This window comes from Citrobacter sp. RHBSTW-00881 (genome assembly GCF_013728515.1).
Classification (GTDB): Bacteria; Pseudomonadota; Gammaproteobacteria; order Enterobacterales; family Enterobacteriaceae; genus Citrobacter; species Citrobacter braakii.
The window spans coordinates 1477992-1497714 of the sequence record NZ_CP056269.1; the positions used below are offsets into that span (position 1 = coordinate 1477992).

Sequence of the window (19723 nt, forward strand, 5' to 3'; positions counted from 1 at the left end):
CAGAAGTGAGTAACAGGCATCCTCTCTGAATTCATTCGGGGGGGATGCCATGAAGAAAAGGTTTACCACAATTAAATTGCTCTCTCACTACATCAGCATTTTGGAAAAAAGGAAGCAAAAAAGAGTTGATGCTACAACGGTGACAAGACCAGGTAGCATGTAGCTGTGATTAACCACATACTTGCCAATTCGAGTTGTCCCGGTACGATCAAACGCCACACAGCCAATCTGTGCCCCCCCTGGAATAATGAATGATCCACAAGTCAGCGGGAGCAGGGCGACCAGGGTTTCTGCCGGATATCCCATTAACACCCCAGCGGGGAGTAGCGCTACAGCAGTCGCTGCGGGGCTATAAATTACGGCTGAAAGACCAAAAACAATAATGCCGAACAAGACTGGATTCTGAAAACCGTGGAAAGCCGTGTTAAATAATTCGTGCCATGCCTCAAAAAAGGAGTTCATCATCCATGACAGACCAAATATGGCGACAACACCCACAAGACCTGCTTTAAAGACAGAACCTGAATCGAGCTTTGACGGAGAAATTCGACATACCATCATAATAATACATGCTGTTGTCAGCATAACTATTTGCAGCGTGGTAGGGATACTCATACGCTCCATTCCGGTACCGTTATTCCACTCAGGACGTAATTCAGGAATTGAACCCATAAGTACGACCAGAATGATACCGGTAAGGAAAATCAGCAATCCTCTCTTCGCCTCTTTTGTCACTATATTGGCTGTTCGCTCTTCAGCTTTTACTGATTCAAACTCACCTTCAGCAACCCTGCGTTGGAATTCCGGATCATTTTTAAGCTCATGACCTCTTTTAAAGACGAACAGGCAGCCGACAACGCAGCCAAGGAACGTTCCGGGAACGGTGACTAACAAGATATCTAAAGCAGAGACATGTAATCCAGCAAGGACAGCAATTGTCCCTGTAACGACCGCACTGACCGGGCTGGCAATAAGCCCAAAATTGGCAGCGATTACTGACATCGACATGGCTCTCTCTGGCCGTACCCTGGCATCTGCTGCAATTTCAGCAATGACTGGATAAACCGAAAAGGCAACATATCCTGTTCCGCAGATAGCAGTAAAAAGGTAAGCGACTGCGGGGCCGAGGAAAGTGATCGCGCCCGGCCACTTTCTGAGGATCCGTTCTGCCATCGTAACGAATAAATCAAGCCCGCCAGCCGCCTGGAGGATTGTGATGCAAGTGATAACCGCAAGGATAATAGAAATAACAGTGAAAGGAGGTGAGTCGGGAGGGAGTCCAAAACCAAAAGTCAGGATAGCGAGTCCTAACCCGCCAGCAGCCCCCAGGCCAATCCCACCAAAACGCCCACCTATACCGATACATATAAGTACTATCGCAAACTGAGTTACGAATAACACCATAATTAATTCCTTTTTATTAACAAATGGCTTGGTATAATTTGAATAATAGGGGCTATAATCTTACCATAACAGTATATTAAGCAATCTAACTTATTAGATTATTTATACTCATCAGTTTTGCAGCACTTTAATCCGAGAGTGTTTATGGATAACAAAAACGAACTGTTTGAAAGTATTAAAAATTATCTGCTTGATGATGCTAACCGCAATGCTGATGGTCGCATTGAAACTGAAACTGAGCTTGCCGTTCGTTTTAATACATCAAGATATAAAGTTCGTCAGGCGCTCAGCACACTGGTACAGATGGGAATGTTGGAACGATCTCCTCGTCGTGGCAGCGTCTTGAAGAATTTGGAACAGCACAACATAAATCACCAGTTGTTAATGCAGTTTGATTTGTCTGGGTTTGATATCACAGAATTTACAGAGGCAAGGATCCTGATTGAATGCGCGATTATCCCTCTGGCAACGCGTAGAATTTTCCCGGCGATGCTCTCCAAACTTGAAAATGAGCTAAGGCTTATTGAAGAGAATGCGGATAACCCCCAGGTGGCCGATCGTCACGATAGAGATTTTCATTTGCTCTTGCTACAGGCGAGTGGCAACCGGGTGCTGCAGGTTTTCTCTGATGTCCTCATTATTTATTTTGAGAAAACAAGGGAGTCGTTACCTGCGAACGATCGTCAGTATTTTCTTGATACGGCGGCAAAACAGAGGGAAATACTGCTTCATATTAAAAAAGGGGATGCGCAGATGGCATCGGAGTTGATGAGAACCCATTTGCTGGAAAAACGGCTGTAAGTCTTCTGTTAACCTGGTCAGAGCATGTTTACTATTGGGTCCCCGCAATGCCGGGGACTTTTTTTACCTGAGATTAACCTGATTTAGTGAGCTATTCCTCAGCACTTATTTGTTATTGCTGTATCTTCTGCGTGAATGAAGCGAATGCTTCATATTCAAAAGGAGAATATTGAAATGGGAAAACTCACGGGCAAAACAGCATTGATTACGGGCGCATCTCAGGGTATTGGCGAAGGGATCGCCAGAACATTTGCCCGCCATGGCGCGAACCTAATCCTGCTGGATATCTCCGATGAGATTGAAAAACTGGCGGATGAGTTGGCTGGGCGCGGGCACCGTTGCACCGCCGTACACGCTGACGTCAGAGATTTTGCGTCGGTCACGGAAGCGGTAAAACGCGCGAAGAAGATTGAAGGCAAAATCGATATTCTGGTCAACAATGCGGGCGTATGTCGCCTCGGCAACTTCCTTGATATGAGCGATGAAGATCGCGATTTCCACATTGATATCAACATTAAAGGTGTCTGGAACGTGACGAAAGCCGTTCTGCCGGAGATGATTGCGCGCAAAGACGGGCGCATCGTGATGATGTCCTCTGTGACCGGCGATATGGTTGCCGATCCGGGCGAAACGGCCTACGCGCTGTCGAAAGCCGCAATCATCGGTTTGACCAAATCTCTGGCGGTGGAATACGCGCAGTCCGGCATTCGCGTTAATGCTATTTGCCCGGGCTACGTACGTACGCCGATGGCGGAAAATATCGCTCGTCAGTCTAATCCGGAGGATCCTGAATCCGTATTAGTCGAAATGGCAAAAGCGATCCCGATGCGCCGCTTGGCCTGCCCACTTGAGGTTGGTGAACTGGCGGCATTCCTGGCGTCGGATGAGTCCAGTTACTTGACTGGCACGCAAAACGTGATTGATGGTGGCAGCACCCTGCCTGAAAGCGTTAGCGTCGGCGTCTGATTGATGCCGGTCTCCTCCCCGTGCGCTGGGGAGGAGGTACCCTTATTCTCTTTTCAACTTTCAAATCATCAAACGGTATATAAAACCGTTACTCCTTTAGCACTGGTTATAAATATGATGACCATAAGAAAGTCATTAAATTTATAAGGGTGCGCAATGGCCGTTAACTTACTGAAAAAAAGAACCCTGACGCTGGCAGCAATGCTGTTGCTGGTGGGTCAGGCGCAGGCAACGGAGCTGCTGAACAGTTCATACGATGTCTCTCGCGAGCTGTTTGCCGCCCTTAACCCGCCGTTTGAACAGCAATGGGCGAAGGATAACGGCGGTGACAAACTGACGATTAAACAATCTCATGCCGGGTCATCAAAACAGGCGCTGGCGATTCTGCAGGGGCTGAAAGCCGATGTGGTGACCTATAACCAGGTGACCGATGTACAGATCCTGCATGACAAAGGCAAGCTGATCCCGGCCGACTGGCAAAGCCGTCTGCCGAATAACAGTTCGCCATTCTATTCCACCATGGCGTTTTTGGTGCGTAAGGGTAACCCGAAGAATATCCACGAATGGAACGACCTGGTTCGCCCGGACGTGAAACTGATTTTCCCGAATCCGAAAACCTCCGGTAACGCGCGTTATACCTATCTGGCTGCGTGGGGTGCGGCAGATAAAGCGGATGGTGGGGATAAAGCCAAAACTGAACAGTTCATGACCCAGTTTCTGAAAAACGTGGAAGTGTTTGATACCGGCGGTCGCGGGGCAACCACCACATTCGTGGAACGCGGTCTGGGCGATGTGCTGATCACCTTTGAATCAGAAGTGAACAACATCCGTAAACAGTATGAAAACCAGGGCTTCGAAGTGGTGGTGCCGAAGGTCAACATTCTGGCGGAGTTCCCGGTGGCCTGGGTAGATAAAAATGTGCAGGCTAACGGTACTGAAAAAGCGGCAAAAGCGTACCTGAACTGGCTGTACAGCCCGCAGGCGCAAACCATCATTACCGATTTCTACTACCGCGTGAATAATCCGCAGGTGATGGACAAACTGCAGGATAAATTCCCGCAGACCGAACTTTTCCGCGTGGAAGACAGGTTTGGCTCGTGGCCTGAGGTAATGAAAACGCACTTTGTCAGCGGCGGTGAGTTGGACAAACTGTTGGCGGCGGGGCGTAAGTAAATGTTTGCTGTTTCTTCCCGACGCGTGCTGCCCGGCTTTACCTTAAGTTTGGGCACCAGCTTACTGTTTGTCTGCCTGATTTTGCTGCTGCCGCTTAGCGCGCTGGTGATGCAATTGGCGCAAATGAGCTGGGCGCAATACTGGGATGTGATTACCAACCCGCAGGTGGTGGCGGCTTATAAAGTGACGCTGCTGTCGGCGTTTGTGGCGTCGATTTTTAACGGCGTGTTTGGTTTGCTGATGGCGTGGATCTTAACCCGCTATCGCTTTCCGGGCCGTACGCTGCTGGATGCGCTGATGGATCTGCCGTTTGCGCTGCCTACGGCGGTAGCAGGTCTGACGCTGGCATCGCTGTTTTCGGTCAACGGTTTCTACGGCGAGTGGTTGGCGAAGCTGGATATTAAAGTGACCTACACCTGGCTTGGCATTGCGGTGGCGATGGCTTTTACCAGCATTCCATTCGTGGTGCGTACCGTGCAGCCGGTGCTGGAAGAGTTAGGTCCGGAGTATGAAGAAGCGGCGGAAACGCTCGGCGCTACGCGCTGGCAGAGCTTTCGTAAAGTGGTACTGCCGGAGCTGTCTCCCGCGCTAGTCGCGGGCGTTGCGCTCTCGTTTACCCGCAGTCTCGGTGAGTTTGGTGCGGTTATCTTTATCGCCGGAAACATCGCATGGAAAACGGAAGTGACCTCGCTGATGATTTTTGTTCGTTTGCAGGAGTTTGACTACCCGGCCGCCAGCGCGATTGCCTCCGTGATCCTCGGGGCTTCGTTGCTGCTGCTGTTTTCAATTAACACCCTGCAAAGTCGCTTTGGTCGACGCGTGGTAGGTCACTGATGGCAGACATTACCCAATTGAAACGTTATGGCGCACCCCGCATCAACTGGGGGAAATGGTTTCTGATCGGCACGGGCATGCTGGTATCCGCCTTTATTTTGCTGGTGCCGATGGTTTACATCTTCGTGCAGGCGTTCAGCAAGGGGGTGATGCCGGTATTACACAACCTGGCTGATCCGGACATGCTGCACGCCATCTGGCTGACGGTGCTGATTGCGCTGATTGCGGTGCCGGTGAACCTGGTGTTTGGCGTGTTACTGGCCTGGCTGGTGACCCGCTTTAACTTCCCTGGACGCCAGTTGTTGCTCACATTACTGGATATTCCATTTGCCGTTTCACCAGTGGTCGCTGGCCTGGTCTATCTGCTGTTTTACGGCTCTAACGGCCCGCTTGGCGGATGGCTGGATGAACACAACCTGCAAATTATGTTTGCCTGGCCGGGAATGGTGCTGGTGACGGTGTTCGTGACCTGTCCGTTTGTGGTGCGCGAACTGGTGCCGGTGATGTTAAGCCAGGGCAGCCATGAAGATGAGGCGGCGGTTCTGCTTGGCGCATCCGGCTGGCAAATGTTCCGTCGCGTTACGCTGCCGAATATCCGTTGGGCATTGCTGTACGGCGTGGTGCTGACCAACGCCCGTGCGATTGGCGAGTTCGGCGCGGTATCGGTGGTTTCTGGCTCGATTCGCGGTGAAACCTTGTCTCTGCCGCTACAGATTGAATTACTGGAGCAGGACTACAACACAGTCGGCTCCTTTACCGCCGCGGCGCTATTAACGCTGATGGCGATTATTACCCTGTTTTTGAAGAGCATGTTGCAATGGCGCCTGGAAAACCAGGAGAAACGCGCGCAGCAGGAGGAAAATCATGAGCATTGAGATTGCCAATATTAAGAAGTCTTTTGGTCGCACCCAGGTGCTGAACGATATCTCGCTGGATATTCCTTCAGGTCAGATGGTCGCTCTGTTGGGGCCTTCCGGATCGGGCAAAACCACGCTACTGCGCATCATCGCCGGGCTGGAGCATCAGTCCAGCGGGCATATCCGTTTCCACGGCACTGATGTCAGCCGTTTGCACGCCCGCGACCGTAAGGTGGGGTTCGTGTTTCAGCACTATGCGCTGTTTCGTCATATGACCGTTTTCGACAATATCGCTTTTGGTCTGACTGTTCTGCCACGGCGTGAGCGCCCGAATGCGGCGACGATCAAAGCAAAAGTGACCAAACTGCTGGAGATGGTTCAACTGGCTCATCTGGCGGACCGTTTCCCGGCACAGCTTTCCGGTGGGCAAAAGCAGCGCGTGGCGTTGGCGCGTGCGCTGGCGGTAGAGCCGCAGATCTTGTTGCTCGACGAGCCGTTTGGCGCGCTCGATGCTCAGGTGCGTAAAGAACTGCGTCGCTGGCTACGTCAGTTGCATGAAGAGCTGAAGTTCACCAGCGTGTTTGTTACCCACGATCAGGAAGAAGCGACGGAAGTCGCAGACCGCGTGGTGGTGATGAGCCAGGGTCATATTGAGCAGGCTGATGCGCCCGATCAGGTATGGCGCGAACCGGCTACCCGTTTTGTCCTGGAATTTATGGGTGAAGTTAACCGCCTGCAAGGGACGATTCGCGGTGGACAATTCCACGTGGGCGCACATCGCTGGCCGTTGGGCTATACGCCTGGCTATCAGGGTCCGGTGGATCTGTTCCTGCGTCCGTGGGAAGTGGACGTCAGCCGTCGTACCAGTCTGGATTCACCGTTGCCGGTACAGGTGCTGGAAGCCAGCCCGAAAGGACACTACACCCAATTAGTTGTGCAACCCTTGGGGTGGTATAACGAACCGCTGACGGTGATTATGCAGGGCGATGATTCCCCGAACCGCGGCGAACGTCTGTTTGTTGGGCTGCAAAATGCGCGTTTGTATAATGGCGACCAGCGTATTGAAACGCGTGAAGAGGAACTTGCCCTGGCGCAAAGTGCCTGATAGGTTAATTCGTATAGTTATCATCCGGTGGCGCTGCGCTTACCGGGCTTAACGGGTGGTGCATGACCTGTAAGCCGGGTAAGCGCAGCGCCACCCGGCATTTTATTGAGCTGAAAACGTGAACACATTAGAACAAACAATTGGCAATACGCCTCTGGTGAAATTACAACGTCTGACGGCGGATAACGGCAGTGAAATTTGGGTCAAGCTGGAAGGCAATAATCCCGCAGGTTCGGTGAAAGACCGCGCGGCGTTGTCGATGATCGTTGAAGCGGAAAAGCGCGGGGAAATTCAGCCTGGCGACGTGCTGATTGAGGCCACCAGCGGTAATACGGGTATTGCGCTGGCGATGATTGCCGCGCTGAAAGGCTACCGCATGAAGCTCCTGATGCCAGACAACATGAGCCAGGAGCGACGTGCGGCGATGCGTGCTTACGGGGCTGAACTGGTTCTGGTGACCAAAGAGCAGGGGATGGAAGGGGCGCGTGATTTAGCCCTTGAGATGGCGCAGCGCGGAGAAGGTAAACTTCTCGATCAGTTTAATAATCCTGATAACCCGTATGCGCACTACACGACTACCGGACCCGAAATCTGGCAGCAGACGTCAGGACGTATTACCCATTTCGTCTCCAGCATGGGGACGACTGGCACCATTACCGGCGTATCGCGTTTTCTGCGTGAACAGGACAAACCCGTCACCATCGTTGGCCTGCAGCCGGAAGAAGGCAGTAGTATTCCGGGCATTCGTCGCTGGCCAGCGGAATATATGCCGGGCATTTTCAACGCCTCGCTGGTGGATGAGGTGCTGGATATTCATCAGAACGATGCGGAAAACACCATGCGTGAACTGGCCGTTCGCGAAGGGATTTTTTGCGGAGTGAGTTCTGGCGGCGCGGTTGCGGGCGCGTTACGCGTGGCGCGCGCGACACCGGGGGCTGTGGTGGTGGCGATTATCTGCGATCGCGGCGATCGCTACCTTTCCACCGGGGTCTTTGGCGAAGAGCATTTCAGCCAGGGATTAGGTATTTAATTTGTCGGCCTGATAAGCGTAGCGCTAGCAGGCAACCGTACGGCAGGATCGCCGGATGACGACGCAAAGCGTCTTCTCCGGCCCGCACTGTTCAATCGTTACGTTTTTCTACCAACTTATCAAGGAATTGCCACAGCGTCTCATTCATCTGCTGGTAATCCCAGGTGCGCATCTCTTCAACAGCGCGAATAAAGCGCTTCCCTTTCGCTTCGGCCAGTTCTTGCTCAGAGTGCTGAATTAATCCTTCGACCGCTTCGGCGGTAAACTCCATATGGCACTGAAAACCATAGACGAAATTACCGTATTGCACGATTTGTCGCGGACATCCCTCGCTTGTGGCAAGAATTGTCGCCTGGTCGGTTAATCCCGGCATGTCATTGTGCCAGTGACCCACGTTGAGCGGTGAGCCGAAATGGCTGAACAACGGATGCTGTTGGCCTGCCTCGGTCAGGGCGATCGGATAGTGACCAATCTCTTTTTCCGGGCTTTGGCACACCTTCGCGCCCAGTGCTTCGCCGATTAACTGCGACCCCAAACAGATCCCCACCACGATTTTTCGTGCCGCAATCGCCTGGTTTATCAGATGCTGCTCTGCCTGAGAGTCAAAGTATGGGCACTCTGCGAGTGTGGTGCGGGGTGACTGCGGCCCACCAAATACCACCAGCATATCGAAGCCATCGGCATTAGCGGGAACAGTTTCTCCGGCGTAAACGCGCGACCAACTGATCGTATAGCCGCGTGATTCGGCCCACGGCAGGTACGCGCCAGCAGATTCGAAAGACTCATGAATAACAAAATGAACTCGCACTTTTTCTCTCCTGTTAGCGCTTTAGCGCCTGATGGATATCAGTCGCCAGCTTATCAATGTCGCTGTCTGCTAATGTTGACAGCGTAATGCGCAAGCCATGCGCAGGCGTATTGACGCCAAACACTTCGCCTTCACGTACCAGCCAGCCGGACTTTGCCAGCGCAAAAGCGATCGCCTGGCTGTTATCTTCTAGCGGCAGCCACAGATTAAGACCGTCGCAGTCGGGCAGCGTAATGCCATGAAGCCGCAGAGCCGCTGTCAGCTTTTGCTGCTGGGCGGCGTAAAACTGCTGAGTTTGCGCCAGCGTGTGTTGATAAGTCTCGTCACTCAGGCAGGCGCAGGTCAGATCCTGCAGCAGATGGCTGACCCACTGACTGCCGGCGTTGAGCCGTAAACGCAGTTTCGCGGAAGTGAGTGGATCGCTGGCGACGATGGCCAGGCGTAAATCCGGGCCTAAAGTTTTCGACATTGAGCGGACAATCGCCCAGTGCGTTGTTTCCTTCGCAATCACCGGATACCAACGGCATGCGGACAGCAGCGCAAAGTGGTCGTCGACGATCACCAGCGTCTGCGGATAGCGGGTCAGGATTTCCTGCAATTGCGCCGCGCGGGATGCGCTCAGACTGCATCCTGTCGGATTATGGGCGCGCGGCGTCAGAATCACCGCCCGCGCGCCTTTCTGTAGCGCGATTTCCAGCATGTCTGGCTGCATGCCTTCGCTGTCAACGTTGACCGGACTGGCGGAGAATCCGGCATAACGCAGCATGTTGATGCTGCTCAAAAAGCATGGATCTTCTACCACAACGCTGTCGCCAGGCAGTAAATGGGCGCACAGCAGCCGCTCAATGGCATCAATGGCGCCGCTGGTGATATCAATTTCTCCCTTGGCTGGCATCGCATCTTGCATCCATTGTGCGGCCCACGCCTTAAGGCCGGGTGATACAGCGGCATCACCGTACAAACGAGGATTCTTATTTATTTTCGCGAAATAACGGCTGAGGTCGGGAAGACGCGCGGGGGCTGGATTACCGCCGGAAAGATCGATAAGCGCGGTATCCGGATTGCCGCCTTCCAGCGCAACGGGGGCTGAAATCCCCTTGATTACCGTGCCGTTACGTCCCTGGCTTTGTGCCAGCCCGGTGGTGACCAGGCGTTTATAAGCCGCCGCGACAGTATTACGGTTAACGTTCAATGCTGTTGCCAGTTCACGCACCGGCGGCAACGTTTCTCCTGCCGCCAACGTGCCTGTAGCGACATGTTGACGAATACTGTCAAAAATTTCGTTAGCGGTTTTTCCGTCGATCATTATTGACCTATGACAAAATGAATTTTAGCATATGACGATAATAGTGAGGCGTAAGCCCGCTGTCCAGCGAGAGGAGAAATTTATGGAGCAGGGGAGTGATATTCAGTCAGTGCTCTTCGGCGACAAGCATCGGGCGTTACAGACCGATATCGTCGCCGTCCAGTCACAGGTGGTTTATGGCAGCGTAGGCAACAGCATCGCCGTTCCGGCCATTAAAGCGCAGGGATTACGCGTGACGGCAGTGCCAACGGTGCTGTTCAGTAATACCCCGCATTATGAAACATTTTACGGCGGCGTTATTCCGGCCGACTGGTTTAGCGGGTATCTCCGCGCCTTGAATGAGCGTGATGCTTTACGCGAGCTGAAGGCGGTGACTACAGGCTATATGGGCAGTGCAGAGCAAATCGCTCTGTTAGCACAGTGGCTGGAAACGGTGCGGGCTACGCATCCGACAGTGTGCATTTTGGTTGACCCGGTGATTGGCGATACGGACAGCGGTATGTATGTAAAAGCTGAAATTCCGCAGGCCTACCGTCAGCACCTGCTGCCGCTGGCTCAGGGACTGACGCCGAACGTGTTTGAACTGCAAATGCTGAGCGGAAAGCCGTGTCGTACGCTTGATGAAGCCATCACGGCGGCGCAATCGCTGCTTACCGAAACGCTGAAATGGGTGGTGATCACCAGCGCGCCGGGGGATAGCGAAGATATTATTAACGTTGCGGTGGTGACGGCTGAAACGGTTGAGGTGTTCGCTCATCCACGGGTAAAAACGGATCTGAAGGGAACTGGCGATCTGTTTTGTGCTGAGCTGGTGAGCGGTATTGTGCTGGGTAAAGCGCTGACAACCGCGACGCACGATGCAGCTCAGCGCGTACTGGAAGTGATGAAATGGACCAATCTGTGCGGTTGTGATGAGTTAATTCTGCCACCGGCAGGGGAGGCGCGATGAAGAGTTACCGGCTGGTGGTTCGCCAGAATGGGCGTATGGTTGGACATTTTGACACCAGCGGGGCAACGGCGCTGGAAGATATCTGTGTGGCGCGGGCCATGTTTGGCATCGCGGGTGGCTACAATTGTGAACTGTTAGTGGCGGATTCGGAGCGACGGATGCTGGAAAGCGGGCCGGAAGGGATGAAAATCCTGATGCGCGAGGCGTGTTACCGACCAGTCACCTCACAAATTTAGCGTTATCCGGCAGATTTTGAGGTCTGCCAGATAAAAAAAATGGCGCCATCAGGCGCCATTCTTCTCTGCAGCAAGAATTACTTCTTGATGCGGATAACCGGAGTTTCACCCACTGTCACGCTACCGGACAGTTTGATCAGCTCTTTGATTTCGTCCATGTTGGAGATAACAACCGGAGTCAGGGTAGACTTGGCTTTTTCTTCCAGCAGCGGCAGATCGAATTCAATAACCGGGTCGCCCACTTTAACACGCTGACCTTCTTCAGCGATGCGCTTAAAGCCTTCGCCTTTCAGTTCAACGGTATCAATACCGAAGTGAACAAACAGCTCAATGCCGCTGTCGGATTCGATAGAGAAAGCGTGGTTGGTTTCAAAGATTTTGCCGATGGTGCCATCAACAGGGGCGACCATTTTGTTACCGGTTGGTTTGATAGCGATGCCATCACCAACGATTTTTTCAGCAAAAACTACATCCGGCACGTCTTCGATGTTGACGATCTCGCCAGAGAGCGGAGCAACAATCTCAATAGTTCCGGTGTCTTTCTTATCATCAGAAACCAGAGATTTCAGTTTATCGAACAAACCCATGATCTTCTCCTAAGCAGTAAATTGGGCCGCATCTCGTGGATTAGCAGATTGTTTTTTCTTCAATGAACTTGTTAACCAGCGTCATTAACTCGTCCGTTGTCGGTTGAGCAAGAGCCTGCTCTGCTAACACCTTCGCATCTTCGAAGTTCGTGTTACGGATAATCTTCTTAATGCGCGGGATAGAAATGGCGCTCATAGAGAATTCGTCCAGACCCATCCCCAGCAACAGAAGTGTAGCACGTTCGTCGCCTGCAAGCTCACCACACATGCCAGTCCATTTGCCTTCCGCATGAGAAGCATCAATAACTTGCTTGATCAGCGTCAGCACAGATGGCGACATCGGTTGGTAAAGGTGTGAAATCATATCATTACCACGGTCAACTGCCAGGGTGTACTGCGTTAAATCATTGGTGCCGATACTAAAGAAATCAACTTCTTTGGCTAAATGACGCGCAATTGTTGCCGCTGCCGGTGTTTCCACCATCACGCCAATCTCAATGCTTTCGTCAAATGCTTTACCTTCGTCGCGCAGTTCCTGTTTGTAGATTTCGATCTCTTTGCGTAGTGCGCGCACTTCTTCAACAGAGATGATCATTGGGAACATGATGCGCAGTTTGCCGAAAGCAGAGGCGCGCAGGATAGCGCGAACCTGATCCCGTAGGATCTCTTTACGATCCATGGCGATACGTACGGCACGCCAGCCCAGGAACGGGTTCTCTTCTTTCGGGAAGTTCATGTACGGCAGCTCTTTATCGCCGCCGATGTCCATGGTACGGACGATGACCGCCTGAGAGCCACAGGCTTCAGCAACGGCTTTATACGCGGCAAACTGTTCTTCTTCAGTCGGCAGCGATTCACGGTCCATGAACAGGAATTCGGTGCGGTACAGACCAACACCCTCGGCGCCATTACGCTCAGCGCCTTCAACGTCACGAACGGTACCGATGTTGGCGCAAACTTCAACCTGATGTCCGTCCAGCGTGATAGCCGGGAGATCTTTCAGCTTAGCGAGTTCCGCTTTCTCGGTAGCAACCTGCTCCTGAACGGCGCGCAGTTGCTCAATAACTTCGTTGGTCGGATTGACGTAAACCTGGTTGTTTACGGCATCCAGAATCAGATAGTCGTCGTTTTTAACCTGAGAGGTGACGCTACCCGTACCTACGATGGCAGGCAGTTCCAGAGAACGCGCCATGATAGAAGTATGGGAAGTCCGTCCGCCCGCGTCGGTGATGAAACCCAGCACCTTGTTCAGGTTCAGCTGTGCGGTTTCTGACGGGGTCAGGTCTGCGGCTACCAGGATAACTTCTTCCTGAATAGCGCTCAGGTCGATAATAGCCAGACCCAGGATGTTACGCAGCAGGCGTTTACCGATGTCACGTACGTCAGCCGCACGTTCTTTCAGGTATTCATCATCCAGCTCTTCAAGGGCTGTGGCCTGACCTTCGATAACTTCATGCGCAGCTGCATCAGCCGTCATGTGCTTATCTTTAATCAGGGCTATGATTTCCTGCTCCAGCTCCTCATCTTCGAGCAGCATGATATGCCCTTCAAAGATGGCTTCTTTTTCTTCACCGAACGTTTCACCAGCTTTGGTTTTGATCGCTTCCAGTTGCGCAGATGCCTTGGCACGACCGCTCAGAAAACGTTCAACTTCCTGATCAACCTTGTCGGCAGAAATTTTTTTCCGGTCAATGACGATCTCGTCTTCTTTCAGCAGCAATGCTTTACCGAAAGCGATACCCGGGGATGCTAAAATGCCTGAAATCATAACCCTACCTTACTTGTGACTGATATTTAAAAGAACTCGTTGAACTTACTCGAGTTCAGCCATCAGTTTAACCAGATGCTCAACTGCTTTCTGCTCGTCTTCACCTTCTGCGGACAGGGTGACAACGGTACCCTGAGTCAGGCCCAGAGTCTGCAGTTTAAACAGGCTTTTGGCGCTAGCGCTTTTGCCGTTGGAAGTCACAGTAATTTCAGAAGTAAAGCCTTTTGCTTCTTTAACAAACTGAGCAGCAGGGCGAGTATGCAGACCGTTCGGAGCGGTAATGGTAACTTCTTGCTGGAACATTATATTTCCCCAACTTATAGGTTTAGTGTTGTGGAACTAAAGTCTAGCCTGGCGGTTCAACTTTAGCCTGTATTGTTAGCATCGGCGTAAACTGGACGCGACACAAAAGGAGTTCGGTGCAATCCGTTGCTGGCAACTTCTTGCCGCTGACGTTTCGTTCGTCATTAAACATTATGCCGCGAAAGGAAGAGTTGAACCAAATCATAAAATCGATTCAGCTAGCGCTTTTCCTGTAACGATTAATTTCGCGCATCAAAATAATTAGTTTGGTTAAATACCAGTTCCGGCGGGTTGAATCAATGCCAGGAGAGTTGAAAATTTGAAGCAGGCCACAAAAAAGCACCCCAAAGGGTGCTTTTTTACGCGTTTTTAACATGCTGGCATTACTGTTGCAGTTCTTTCTCTGTGAAGAGATCGGCAAACAGTGCAGTGCTCAGATAACGCTCACCCGATGACGGTAGGATAACCACAATATTCTTATTGGTAAAGGATTCATCTTCCTGGAGCTTAAGCGCGGCAGCCACGGCTGCGCCAGAAGAGATCCCCGCCAGAATACCTTCTTCTTCCATCAGGCGGCGCGCGGTAGAAATAGCTTCATCATTGGTGATGGCAACGACTTTATCGATAAGCTTCAGATCAAGGTTGCCAGGAATGAAGCCCGCGCCAATACCCTGAATTTTATGCGGGCCAGGTTTGAGTTCTTCACCCGCCAATGCCTGGGCGATAACAGGGGAGTCAGTAGGTTCTACCGCGACGGTGATCAGGTCGGTTTTGCCTTTAGTGCCTTTAATGTAACGGGTCACGCCAGTTAGCGTACCGCCGGTGCCGACGCCGGAAATAAAGACATCAACCTGGCCATCGGTATCTTCCCAGATTTCCGGGCCGGTGGTTTTTTCGTGAATTTCCGGGTTCGCCGGGTTGCTGAACTGCTGCAGCAGCAGGAATTTTTCGGGATCGCTGGCTACGATTTCTTCCGCTTTCTGAATTGCGCCCTTCATACCTTTTGCGCCTTCAGTCAGCACCAGGTTCGCGCCCAGCGCTTTTAAAAGCTTGCGGCGCTCAATGCTCATGGTTTCCGGCATGGTCAGAGTCAGTTTGTAACCACGGGCGGCGGCAACATAGGCCAGCGCAATCCCCGTGTTGCCGCTGGTCGGTTCTACCAGCTCAACGCCCGGTTTCAGTACACCACGTTTTTCGGCATCCCAAATCATATTGGCACCGATACGGCATTTGACGCTAAAGCTTGGGTTGCGTGATTCCACCTTCGCCAGAATGCGTCCGTTACCGATACGGTTCAGTCGAACCAGCGGCGTATGACCGATAGTCAGCGAGTTATCTTCAAAAATCTTACTCATGGCCTGTCCTTAACTGTATGAAATTGGGATACCGCTTCAGCATACCTGTTGAGAAAGTATGGGGAAGTAAGGAATTCGCATATCTATATGCTGATGAGAAATAATGCGTAGCAGTATGGAATAAGAGCGGGCATAAGCCAGCCCGCTTTTACACATTTTTGCATTACTTCCATAACGCATGCTTAGCACGATAGCAGTCTACCCACATCGCCGTGGCACCACAAACCGCTACCGGCATGATGAACAGATTGAGCACCGGAATCATGGTGAACAGGCTGGTCAATGCGCCAAACTGCATATTGGTCACCTTGCGCGTGCGCAGCGCGACGCGCATCTCCTTAAAAGGGACCTTATGGTTATCAAAAGGATAATCGCAGTACTGAATAGCCAGCATCCACGCGCTGAACAGGAACCACAGGACCGGGGCGACGGTCTGCCCAATGCCTGGAATAAAATAGAGGATCAGCAACACGAAGGCGCGCGGGAGATACCACGCCAGCTTTTGCCATTCGCGTTTCATAATGCGCGGAACGTCTTTCATAATGCCGAGAATGCCGGTGTCGGGCGGTGTTGCGCCCGTTAAGCGCGCTTCCAGCTGTTCAGACAGCAGACCGTTAAACGGTGCGGCGATCCAGTTGGCGATAGTGGAGAACAGGTAGCCGAACACCAACAGCACGGAAATAGTCACAATCGGCCACAGTAAATAGCTGAGCCACTGAAGCCAGTCAGGGACGTGACTCATCAGCGCGGGAACCCAGTTACCGAGCTGCGTAAATAACCACCAGAATGCGCCGCCCATCAGCAGGATATTCACCAGCAAAGGCAGAATAACAAAACGACGAATGCCCGGTTGGGTGATGAGCTTCCATCCCTGAGAAAAGTAATAAAGGCCGCTGCGAGGTACAACTGCAGATGATGAAACCATGGTCAGGACGTACTCCTTGTTATATAAGCTCTGGTAAACTGTGCGTATCTTACCGGGTTGTTGAGCGTTAAGCTGTTCGGAAATGTTCGAAAAAACAGCAAAAAGCACAATTTTGTTCATCTTTATGCCGTGAAAGCCAAGAGTACACTTGCACTTGGCGTAATCGACAAATACTCTTAGTGAGTAAATGTTTGCCGTGGTGGCAAGGTGTTAGAACAACAGAGAATATAATGATGCAGGATTTGCGTCTGATATTAATCATTGTTGGCGCGATCGCCATAATCGCTTTACTGGTACATGGTTTTTGGACTAGCCGTAAAGAGCGGTCTTCTATATTCCGCGATCGCCCACTGAAACGCATGAAGTCTAAACGTGAAGACGAGGATTCGTTCGACGACAACGTCGAGGAAGACGAAGGCGTGGGCGAAGTTCGCGTTCATCGTGTGAATCATGCTCCCGGTAATGCGCAGGAACATGGTGTTCCTCCTCAGTCGCCGCAACACCAGTACCAGCCGCCTTATGCGTCTGCTCAGCCGCGTCAGCCTGCGCAGCAGCCTGCACAAGCGCCGGTACCGCCGCCGCATGTTCAGCAGCCGCAGCAGCCTGTACAACCGCAGCAGCCGGTGCAACATCAGCCTGTTCAGCAGCCACCTGTGCAGCAACCTGTTGCCCCGCAGGTTCAGCAACCTGCTCAGCAGGCACCGCAACCTGCGCCGCAGACCTTCCAGCCAGCAGAGCCTGTCGTTGAACATCAACCGCAGCCCGAGCCGGTAGTAGAAGAAGCGCCTGTTGCTGAAAAACCGCAGCGTAAAGAAGCGGTCATCATTATGAACGTTGCGGCTCATCATGGTAGCGAGCTCAACGGGGAAGTGCTGCTCAACAGCATTCAGCAGGCCGGTTTCAAATTTGGCGATATGAATATTTTCCATCGTCATTTGAGCCCGGATGGCAGCGGTCCGTCGCTGTTCAGCCTCGCTAATATGGTTAATCCGGGAACGTTTGACCCAGAAATGACGGGCGACTTCAGCACCCCTGGTGTGACTATTTTTATGCAGGTTCCGTCCTACGGGGACGAGCTGCAAAACTTTAAGCTGATGCTGCAGTCTGCACAGCACATTGCCGATGAAGTGGGTGGTGTGGTGCTCGACGATCAACGTCGCATGATGACGCCGCAGAAACTGCGCGAGTATCAGGACCGCATCCGCGAAGTTAAAGAATCTCGCGCCTGATTTTCCTGTGGCGTGACATTTCCTTTCTAAACCCCCGCCTGTCGGGGGTTTTTTATCATTGATGGTGCGATATGGAATCAATCGAACAACAACTGACAGAACTGCGAACCACGCTTCGCCATCATGAGTATCTCTACCATGTGATGGACGCGCCGGAAATTCCCGATGCGGAATACGATCGCCTGATGCGCGAACTGCGCGAACTGGAAGCGCAGCATCCGGACCTTGTTACCCCCGACTCGCCAACCCAACGCGTTGGCGCCGCGCCGTTAACCGCGTTCAGCCAGATTCGCCATGAAGTGCCGATGCTGTCGCTGGATAACGTGTTTGATGAAGAGAGTTTTCTCGCCTTCAACAAGCGCGTGCAGGACAGGCTAAAGAGTACCGATAAACTGACCTGGTGCTGTGAACTGAAACTGGACGGCCTGGCGGTGAGTATCCTGTATGAAAACGGTGTGCTGGTCAGCGCTGCAACGCGTGGTGATGGCACCACGGGTGAGGATATTACCTCTAACGTGCGCACCATTCGCGCGATCCCGTTAAAACTGCGTGGCGAAAACATCCCTTCACGTCTGGAAGTGCGCGGTGAAGTGTTCCTGCCGCAGGCCGGATTTGAAAAAATTAACGAAGAGGCCCGCCGCACTGGCAACAAAGTGTTTGCTAACCCGCGTAACGCAGCGGCCGGTTCATTGCGCCAACTCGATCCGCGTATCACAGCGAAGCGACCGCTTACTTTCTTCTGCTATGGCGTTGGTGTGTTGGAAGGCGGCGTGCTGCCAGATACCCATCTGGGCCGCCTGCTGCAATTTAAAGAGTGGGGCCTGCCGGTAAGCGACAGAGTGGCGCTTTGCGACTCCCCGGAGGAAGTACTTGCTTACTATCACAAGGTTGAAGAAGACCGACCAACGCTGGGATTTGATATCGATGGCGTGGTGATCAAAGTCAACTCCATGGCGTTGCAGGAGCAACTGGGCTTTGTCGCCCGCGCGCCGCGCTGGGCTGTGGCCTTTAAGTTCCCGGCGCAGGAGCAGATGACTTTCGTACGCGATGTTGAGTTTCAGGTTGGACGTACCGGGGCGATTACGCCCGTCGCCCGCCTTGAGCCGGTCCAGGTTGCCGGGGTGCTGGTCAGTAACGCAACGCTGCATAACGCTGATGAAATCGAGCGTCTGGGGTTGCGTATTGGCGATAAAGTCGTCATTCGCCGTGCGGGCGATGTCATCCCGCAGGTGGTGAACGTCGTGCTTTCTGAACGCCCGGAAGATACCCGCGAAATTGTGTTTCCAGCGCATTGTCCGGTTTGTAACTCTGATGTTGAACGTGTGGAAGGCGAAGCGGTCACTCGCTGCACCGGCGGTTTAATCTGTGGAGCACAGCGTAAGGAATCGCTGAAACACTTTGTTTCCCGCCGCGCGCTCGACGTTGACGGTATGGGCGACAAAATTATCGATCAACTGGTCGAGAAAGAGTATGTCCACACGCCGGCGGATCTTTTCACCCTGACCGCCGGTAAACTGACGGGGCTTGATCGTATGGGGCCGAAGTCGGCGCAAAACGTGGTCAACGCGCTGGAAAAAGCGAAAGAAACCACGTTTGCCCGTTTCCTCTATGCGCTAGGCATTCGTGAAGTCGGCGAAGCCACGGCTGCAGGTCTGGCGGCGTATTTTGGCACGCTCGACGCGCTGGAAGCCGCTTCCATTGAAGAGCTGCAAAAAGTGCCGGATGTCGGCATTGTGGTGGCGACGCACGTGTTTAATTTCTTCGCCGAGGAGAGCAACCGCGAGGTAATTGTTCAACTGCTGGCGCAGGGGATCCACTGGCCAGCGCCGGTGGTCATCAACGCTGAAGAAATCGACAGCCCCTTCGCAGGTAAAACGGTGGTGCTGACCGGGAGCCTGAGCCTGATGTCGCGCGATGACGCCAAAGCGAGACTGACCGAGTTAGGTGCAAAAGTGGCCGGTAGCGTGTCGAAGAAAACCGATCTGGTGATTGCCGGTGAAGCGGCGGGTTCGAAACTGGCAAAAGCACAGGAACTGGGTATTGCCGTGATCGATGAAGCTGAAATGATCCGCTTACTGGATGCCTGA

General features: G+C 52.6%; 19 protein-coding genes. 11 read left to right on the forward strand and 8 right to left on the reverse strand.

The genetic code is table 11. From position 1 onward, the window contains the following. Positions 1 to 87 precede the first annotated feature (87 nt). Positions 88 to 1404, reverse strand: coding sequence for an anaerobic C4-dicarboxylate transporter family protein (locus tag HV311_RS06985; RefSeq protein ID WP_016153936.1), 1317 nt, complete (start codon positions 1402 to 1404; stop codon positions 88 to 90). 144 nt (positions 1405 to 1548) lie between these two features. Between HV311_RS06985 and HV311_RS06990 the strand changes: the two genes are divergently transcribed. From HV311_RS06990 to cysM, 7 genes are all read left to right on the forward strand, one after another. Then, entirely contained in the window at positions 1549 to 2205 is a 657-nt protein-coding gene (locus HV311_RS06990; protein ID WP_191220900.1) for a FadR/GntR family transcriptional regulator, read from the forward strand. A gap of 174 nt (positions 2206 to 2379) precedes the next feature. Beyond that, positions 2380 to 3171, forward strand: a complete 792-nt coding sequence (ucpA, locus tag HV311_RS06995; RefSeq protein WP_016153934.1) for an SDR family oxidoreductase UcpA — start codon at positions 2380 to 2382, stop codon at positions 3169 to 3171. Between the two features lie 156 nt (positions 3172 to 3327). Then, positions 3328 to 4344, forward strand: coding sequence for a sulfate ABC transporter substrate-binding protein (locus HV311_RS07000; RefSeq protein WP_047416381.1), 1017 nt, complete (start codon positions 3328 to 3330; stop codon positions 4342 to 4344). Beyond that, positions 4345 to 5178, forward strand: coding sequence for a sulfate/thiosulfate ABC transporter permease CysT (cysT, locus tag HV311_RS07005; protein WP_003038061.1), 834 nt, complete (start codon positions 4345 to 4347; stop codon positions 5176 to 5178). It abuts the gene before it with no gap. Beyond that, on the forward strand, positions 5178 to 6053 hold the full coding sequence (gene cysW / locus HV311_RS07010; protein ID WP_047416379.1) for a sulfate/thiosulfate ABC transporter permease CysW: 876 nt from the start codon (positions 5178 to 5180) through the stop codon (positions 6051 to 6053). Before cysT ends, cysW begins: the two co-directional genes overlap by 1 nt. Next, the gene (cysA, locus tag HV311_RS07015) at positions 6043 to 7140 is read left to right on the forward strand and encodes a sulfate/thiosulfate ABC transporter ATP-binding protein CysA (RefSeq protein WP_016153931.1); all 1098 of its coding nucleotides are present in this window, start codon (positions 6043 to 6045) and stop codon (positions 7138 to 7140) included. Before cysW ends, cysA begins: the two co-directional genes overlap by 11 nt. 118 nt (positions 7141 to 7258) lie before the next feature. Next, positions 7259 to 8170 carry a cysteine synthase CysM gene (cysM, locus tag HV311_RS07020; RefSeq protein ID WP_016153930.1) on the forward strand — a complete coding sequence of 304 codons (912 nt, stop codon included), beginning with the start codon at positions 7259 to 7261 and terminating at the stop codon, positions 8168 to 8170. 91 nt (positions 8171 to 8261) lie between these two features. Here the strand turns inward: cysM and HV311_RS07025 are convergent, their stop codons facing one another. Continuing rightward, positions 8262 to 8978, reverse strand: a complete 717-nt coding sequence (locus tag HV311_RS07025) for a type 1 glutamine amidotransferase (protein ID WP_016157091.1) — start codon at positions 8976 to 8978, stop codon at positions 8262 to 8264. A gap of 13 nt (positions 8979 to 8991) precedes the next feature. Next, the gene (ptsJ, locus tag HV311_RS07030) at positions 8992 to 10284 is read right to left on the reverse strand and encodes a MocR-like B6 salvage transcription factor PtsJ (protein ID WP_191220901.1); all 1293 of its coding nucleotides are present in this window, start codon (positions 10282 to 10284) and stop codon (positions 8992 to 8994) included. Positions 10285 to 10366: 82 nt separating this feature from the next. Here ptsJ and pdxK point away from each other — a divergent pair, with 82 nt between their 5' ends. Together pdxK and HV311_RS07040 are read left to right on the forward strand one after the other, a co-directional pair. Continuing rightward, positions 10367 to 11233 carry a pyridoxine/pyridoxal/pyridoxamine kinase gene (gene pdxK / locus HV311_RS07035; protein ID WP_016153927.1) on the forward strand — a complete coding sequence of 289 codons (867 nt, stop codon included), beginning with the start codon at positions 10367 to 10369 and terminating at the stop codon, positions 11231 to 11233. Next, a complete protein-coding gene (locus tag HV311_RS07040) occupies positions 11230 to 11469 on the forward strand; it encodes a hypothetical protein (protein WP_016153926.1) in 240 nt (79 codons plus the stop codon). Before pdxK ends, HV311_RS07040 begins: the two co-directional genes overlap by 4 nt. A 77-nt stretch (positions 11470 to 11546) precedes the next feature. Here HV311_RS07040 and crr read toward each other — a convergent pair whose 3' ends face one another. The 5 genes from crr to cysZ all read right to left on the reverse strand — a co-directional run bounded on the left by crr (position 11547) and on the right by cysZ (position 16407). Continuing rightward, on the reverse strand, positions 11547 to 12056 hold the full coding sequence (crr, locus tag HV311_RS07045) for a PTS glucose transporter subunit IIA (RefSeq protein WP_000522253.1): 510 nt from the start codon (positions 12054 to 12056) through the stop codon (positions 11547 to 11549). A gap of 40 nt (positions 12057 to 12096) precedes the next feature. Then, positions 12097 to 13824, reverse strand: a complete 1728-nt coding sequence (ptsI, locus tag HV311_RS07050; protein ID WP_016153925.1) for a phosphoenolpyruvate-protein phosphotransferase PtsI — start codon at positions 13822 to 13824, stop codon at positions 12097 to 12099. A 45-nt stretch (positions 13825 to 13869) separates the two neighbouring features. Then, a complete protein-coding gene (ptsH, locus tag HV311_RS07055) occupies positions 13870 to 14127 on the reverse strand; it encodes a phosphocarrier protein Hpr (protein ID WP_002913505.1) in 258 nt (85 codons plus the stop codon). 383 nt (positions 14128 to 14510) lie between these two features. After that, the gene (cysK, locus tag HV311_RS07060) at positions 14511 to 15482 is read right to left on the reverse strand and encodes a cysteine synthase A (RefSeq protein ID WP_005121957.1); all 972 of its coding nucleotides are present in this window, start codon (positions 15480 to 15482) and stop codon (positions 14511 to 14513) included. Positions 15483 to 15645: 163 nt separating this feature from the next. Continuing rightward, positions 15646 to 16407 carry a sulfate transporter CysZ gene (cysZ, locus tag HV311_RS07065; protein ID WP_103284094.1) on the reverse strand — a complete coding sequence of 254 codons (762 nt, stop codon included), beginning with the start codon at positions 16405 to 16407 and terminating at the stop codon, positions 15646 to 15648. A gap of 230 nt (positions 16408 to 16637) precedes the next feature. Between cysZ and zipA the strand changes: the two genes are divergently transcribed. Both zipA and ligA read left to right on the forward strand, forming a co-directional pair. Beyond that, a complete protein-coding gene (zipA, locus tag HV311_RS07070; RefSeq protein WP_016153923.1) occupies positions 16638 to 17636 on the forward strand; it encodes a cell division protein ZipA in 999 nt (332 codons plus the stop codon). 71 nt (positions 17637 to 17707) lie between these two features. Then, complete coding sequence (ligA, locus tag HV311_RS07075; protein WP_095715115.1) at positions 17708 to 19723, forward strand: NAD-dependent DNA ligase LigA; 2016 nt, start codon at positions 17708 to 17710, stop codon at positions 19721 to 19723.

Bases quoted from the DNA above. Each gene is read 5' to 3' on its own strand.
- HV311_RS06985 (WP_016153936.1), bottom strand. From the start codon at position 1,404: ATGGTGTTATTCGTAACTCAGTTTGCGATAGTACTTATATGTATCGGT.
- HV311_RS06990 (WP_191220900.1), top strand. From the start codon at position 1,549: ATGGATAACAAAAACGAACTGTTTGAAAGTATTAAAAATTATCTGCTT.
- ucpA (WP_016153934.1), top strand. From the start codon at position 2,380: ATGGGAAAACTCACGGGCAAAACAGCATTGATTACGGGCGCATCTCAG.
- HV311_RS07000 (WP_047416381.1), top strand. From the start codon at position 3,328: ATGGCCGTTAACTTACTGAAAAAAAGAACCCTGACGCTGGCAGCAATG.
- cysT (WP_003038061.1), top strand. From the start codon at position 4,345: ATGTTTGCTGTTTCTTCCCGACGCGTGCTGCCCGGCTTTACCTTAAGT.
- cysW (WP_047416379.1), top strand. From the start codon at position 5,178: ATGGCAGACATTACCCAATTGAAACGTTATGGCGCACCCCGCATCAAC.
- cysA (WP_016153931.1), top strand. From the start codon at position 6,043: ATGAGCATTGAGATTGCCAATATTAAGAAGTCTTTTGGTCGCACCCAG.
- ptsJ (WP_191220901.1), bottom strand. From the start codon at position 10,284: ATGATCGACGGAAAAACCGCTAACGAAATTTTTGACAGTATTCGTCAA.
- pdxK (WP_016153927.1), top strand. From the start codon at position 10,367: ATGGAGCAGGGGAGTGATATTCAGTCAGTGCTCTTCGGCGACAAGCAT.
- HV311_RS07040 (WP_016153926.1), top strand. From the start codon at position 11,230: ATGAAGAGTTACCGGCTGGTGGTTCGCCAGAATGGGCGTATGGTTGGA.
- crr (WP_000522253.1), bottom strand. From the start codon at position 12,056: ATGGGTTTGTTCGATAAACTGAAATCTCTGGTTTCTGATGATAAGAAA.
- ptsI (WP_016153925.1), bottom strand. From the start codon at position 13,824: ATGATTTCAGGCATTTTAGCATCCCCGGGTATCGCTTTCGGTAAAGCA.
- ptsH (WP_002913505.1), bottom strand. From the start codon at position 14,127: ATGTTCCAGCAAGAAGTTACCATTACCGCTCCGAACGGTCTGCATACT.
- cysK (WP_005121957.1), bottom strand. From the start codon at position 15,482: ATGAGTAAGATTTTTGAAGATAACTCGCTGACTATCGGTCATACGCCG.
- cysZ (WP_103284094.1), bottom strand. From the start codon at position 16,407: ATGGTTTCATCATCTGCAGTTGTACCTCGCAGCGGCCTTTATTACTTT.
- zipA (WP_016153923.1), top strand. From the start codon at position 16,638: ATGATGCAGGATTTGCGTCTGATATTAATCATTGTTGGCGCGATCGCC.
- ligA (WP_095715115.1), top strand. From the start codon at position 17,708: ATGGAATCAATCGAACAACAACTGACAGAACTGCGAACCACGCTTCGC.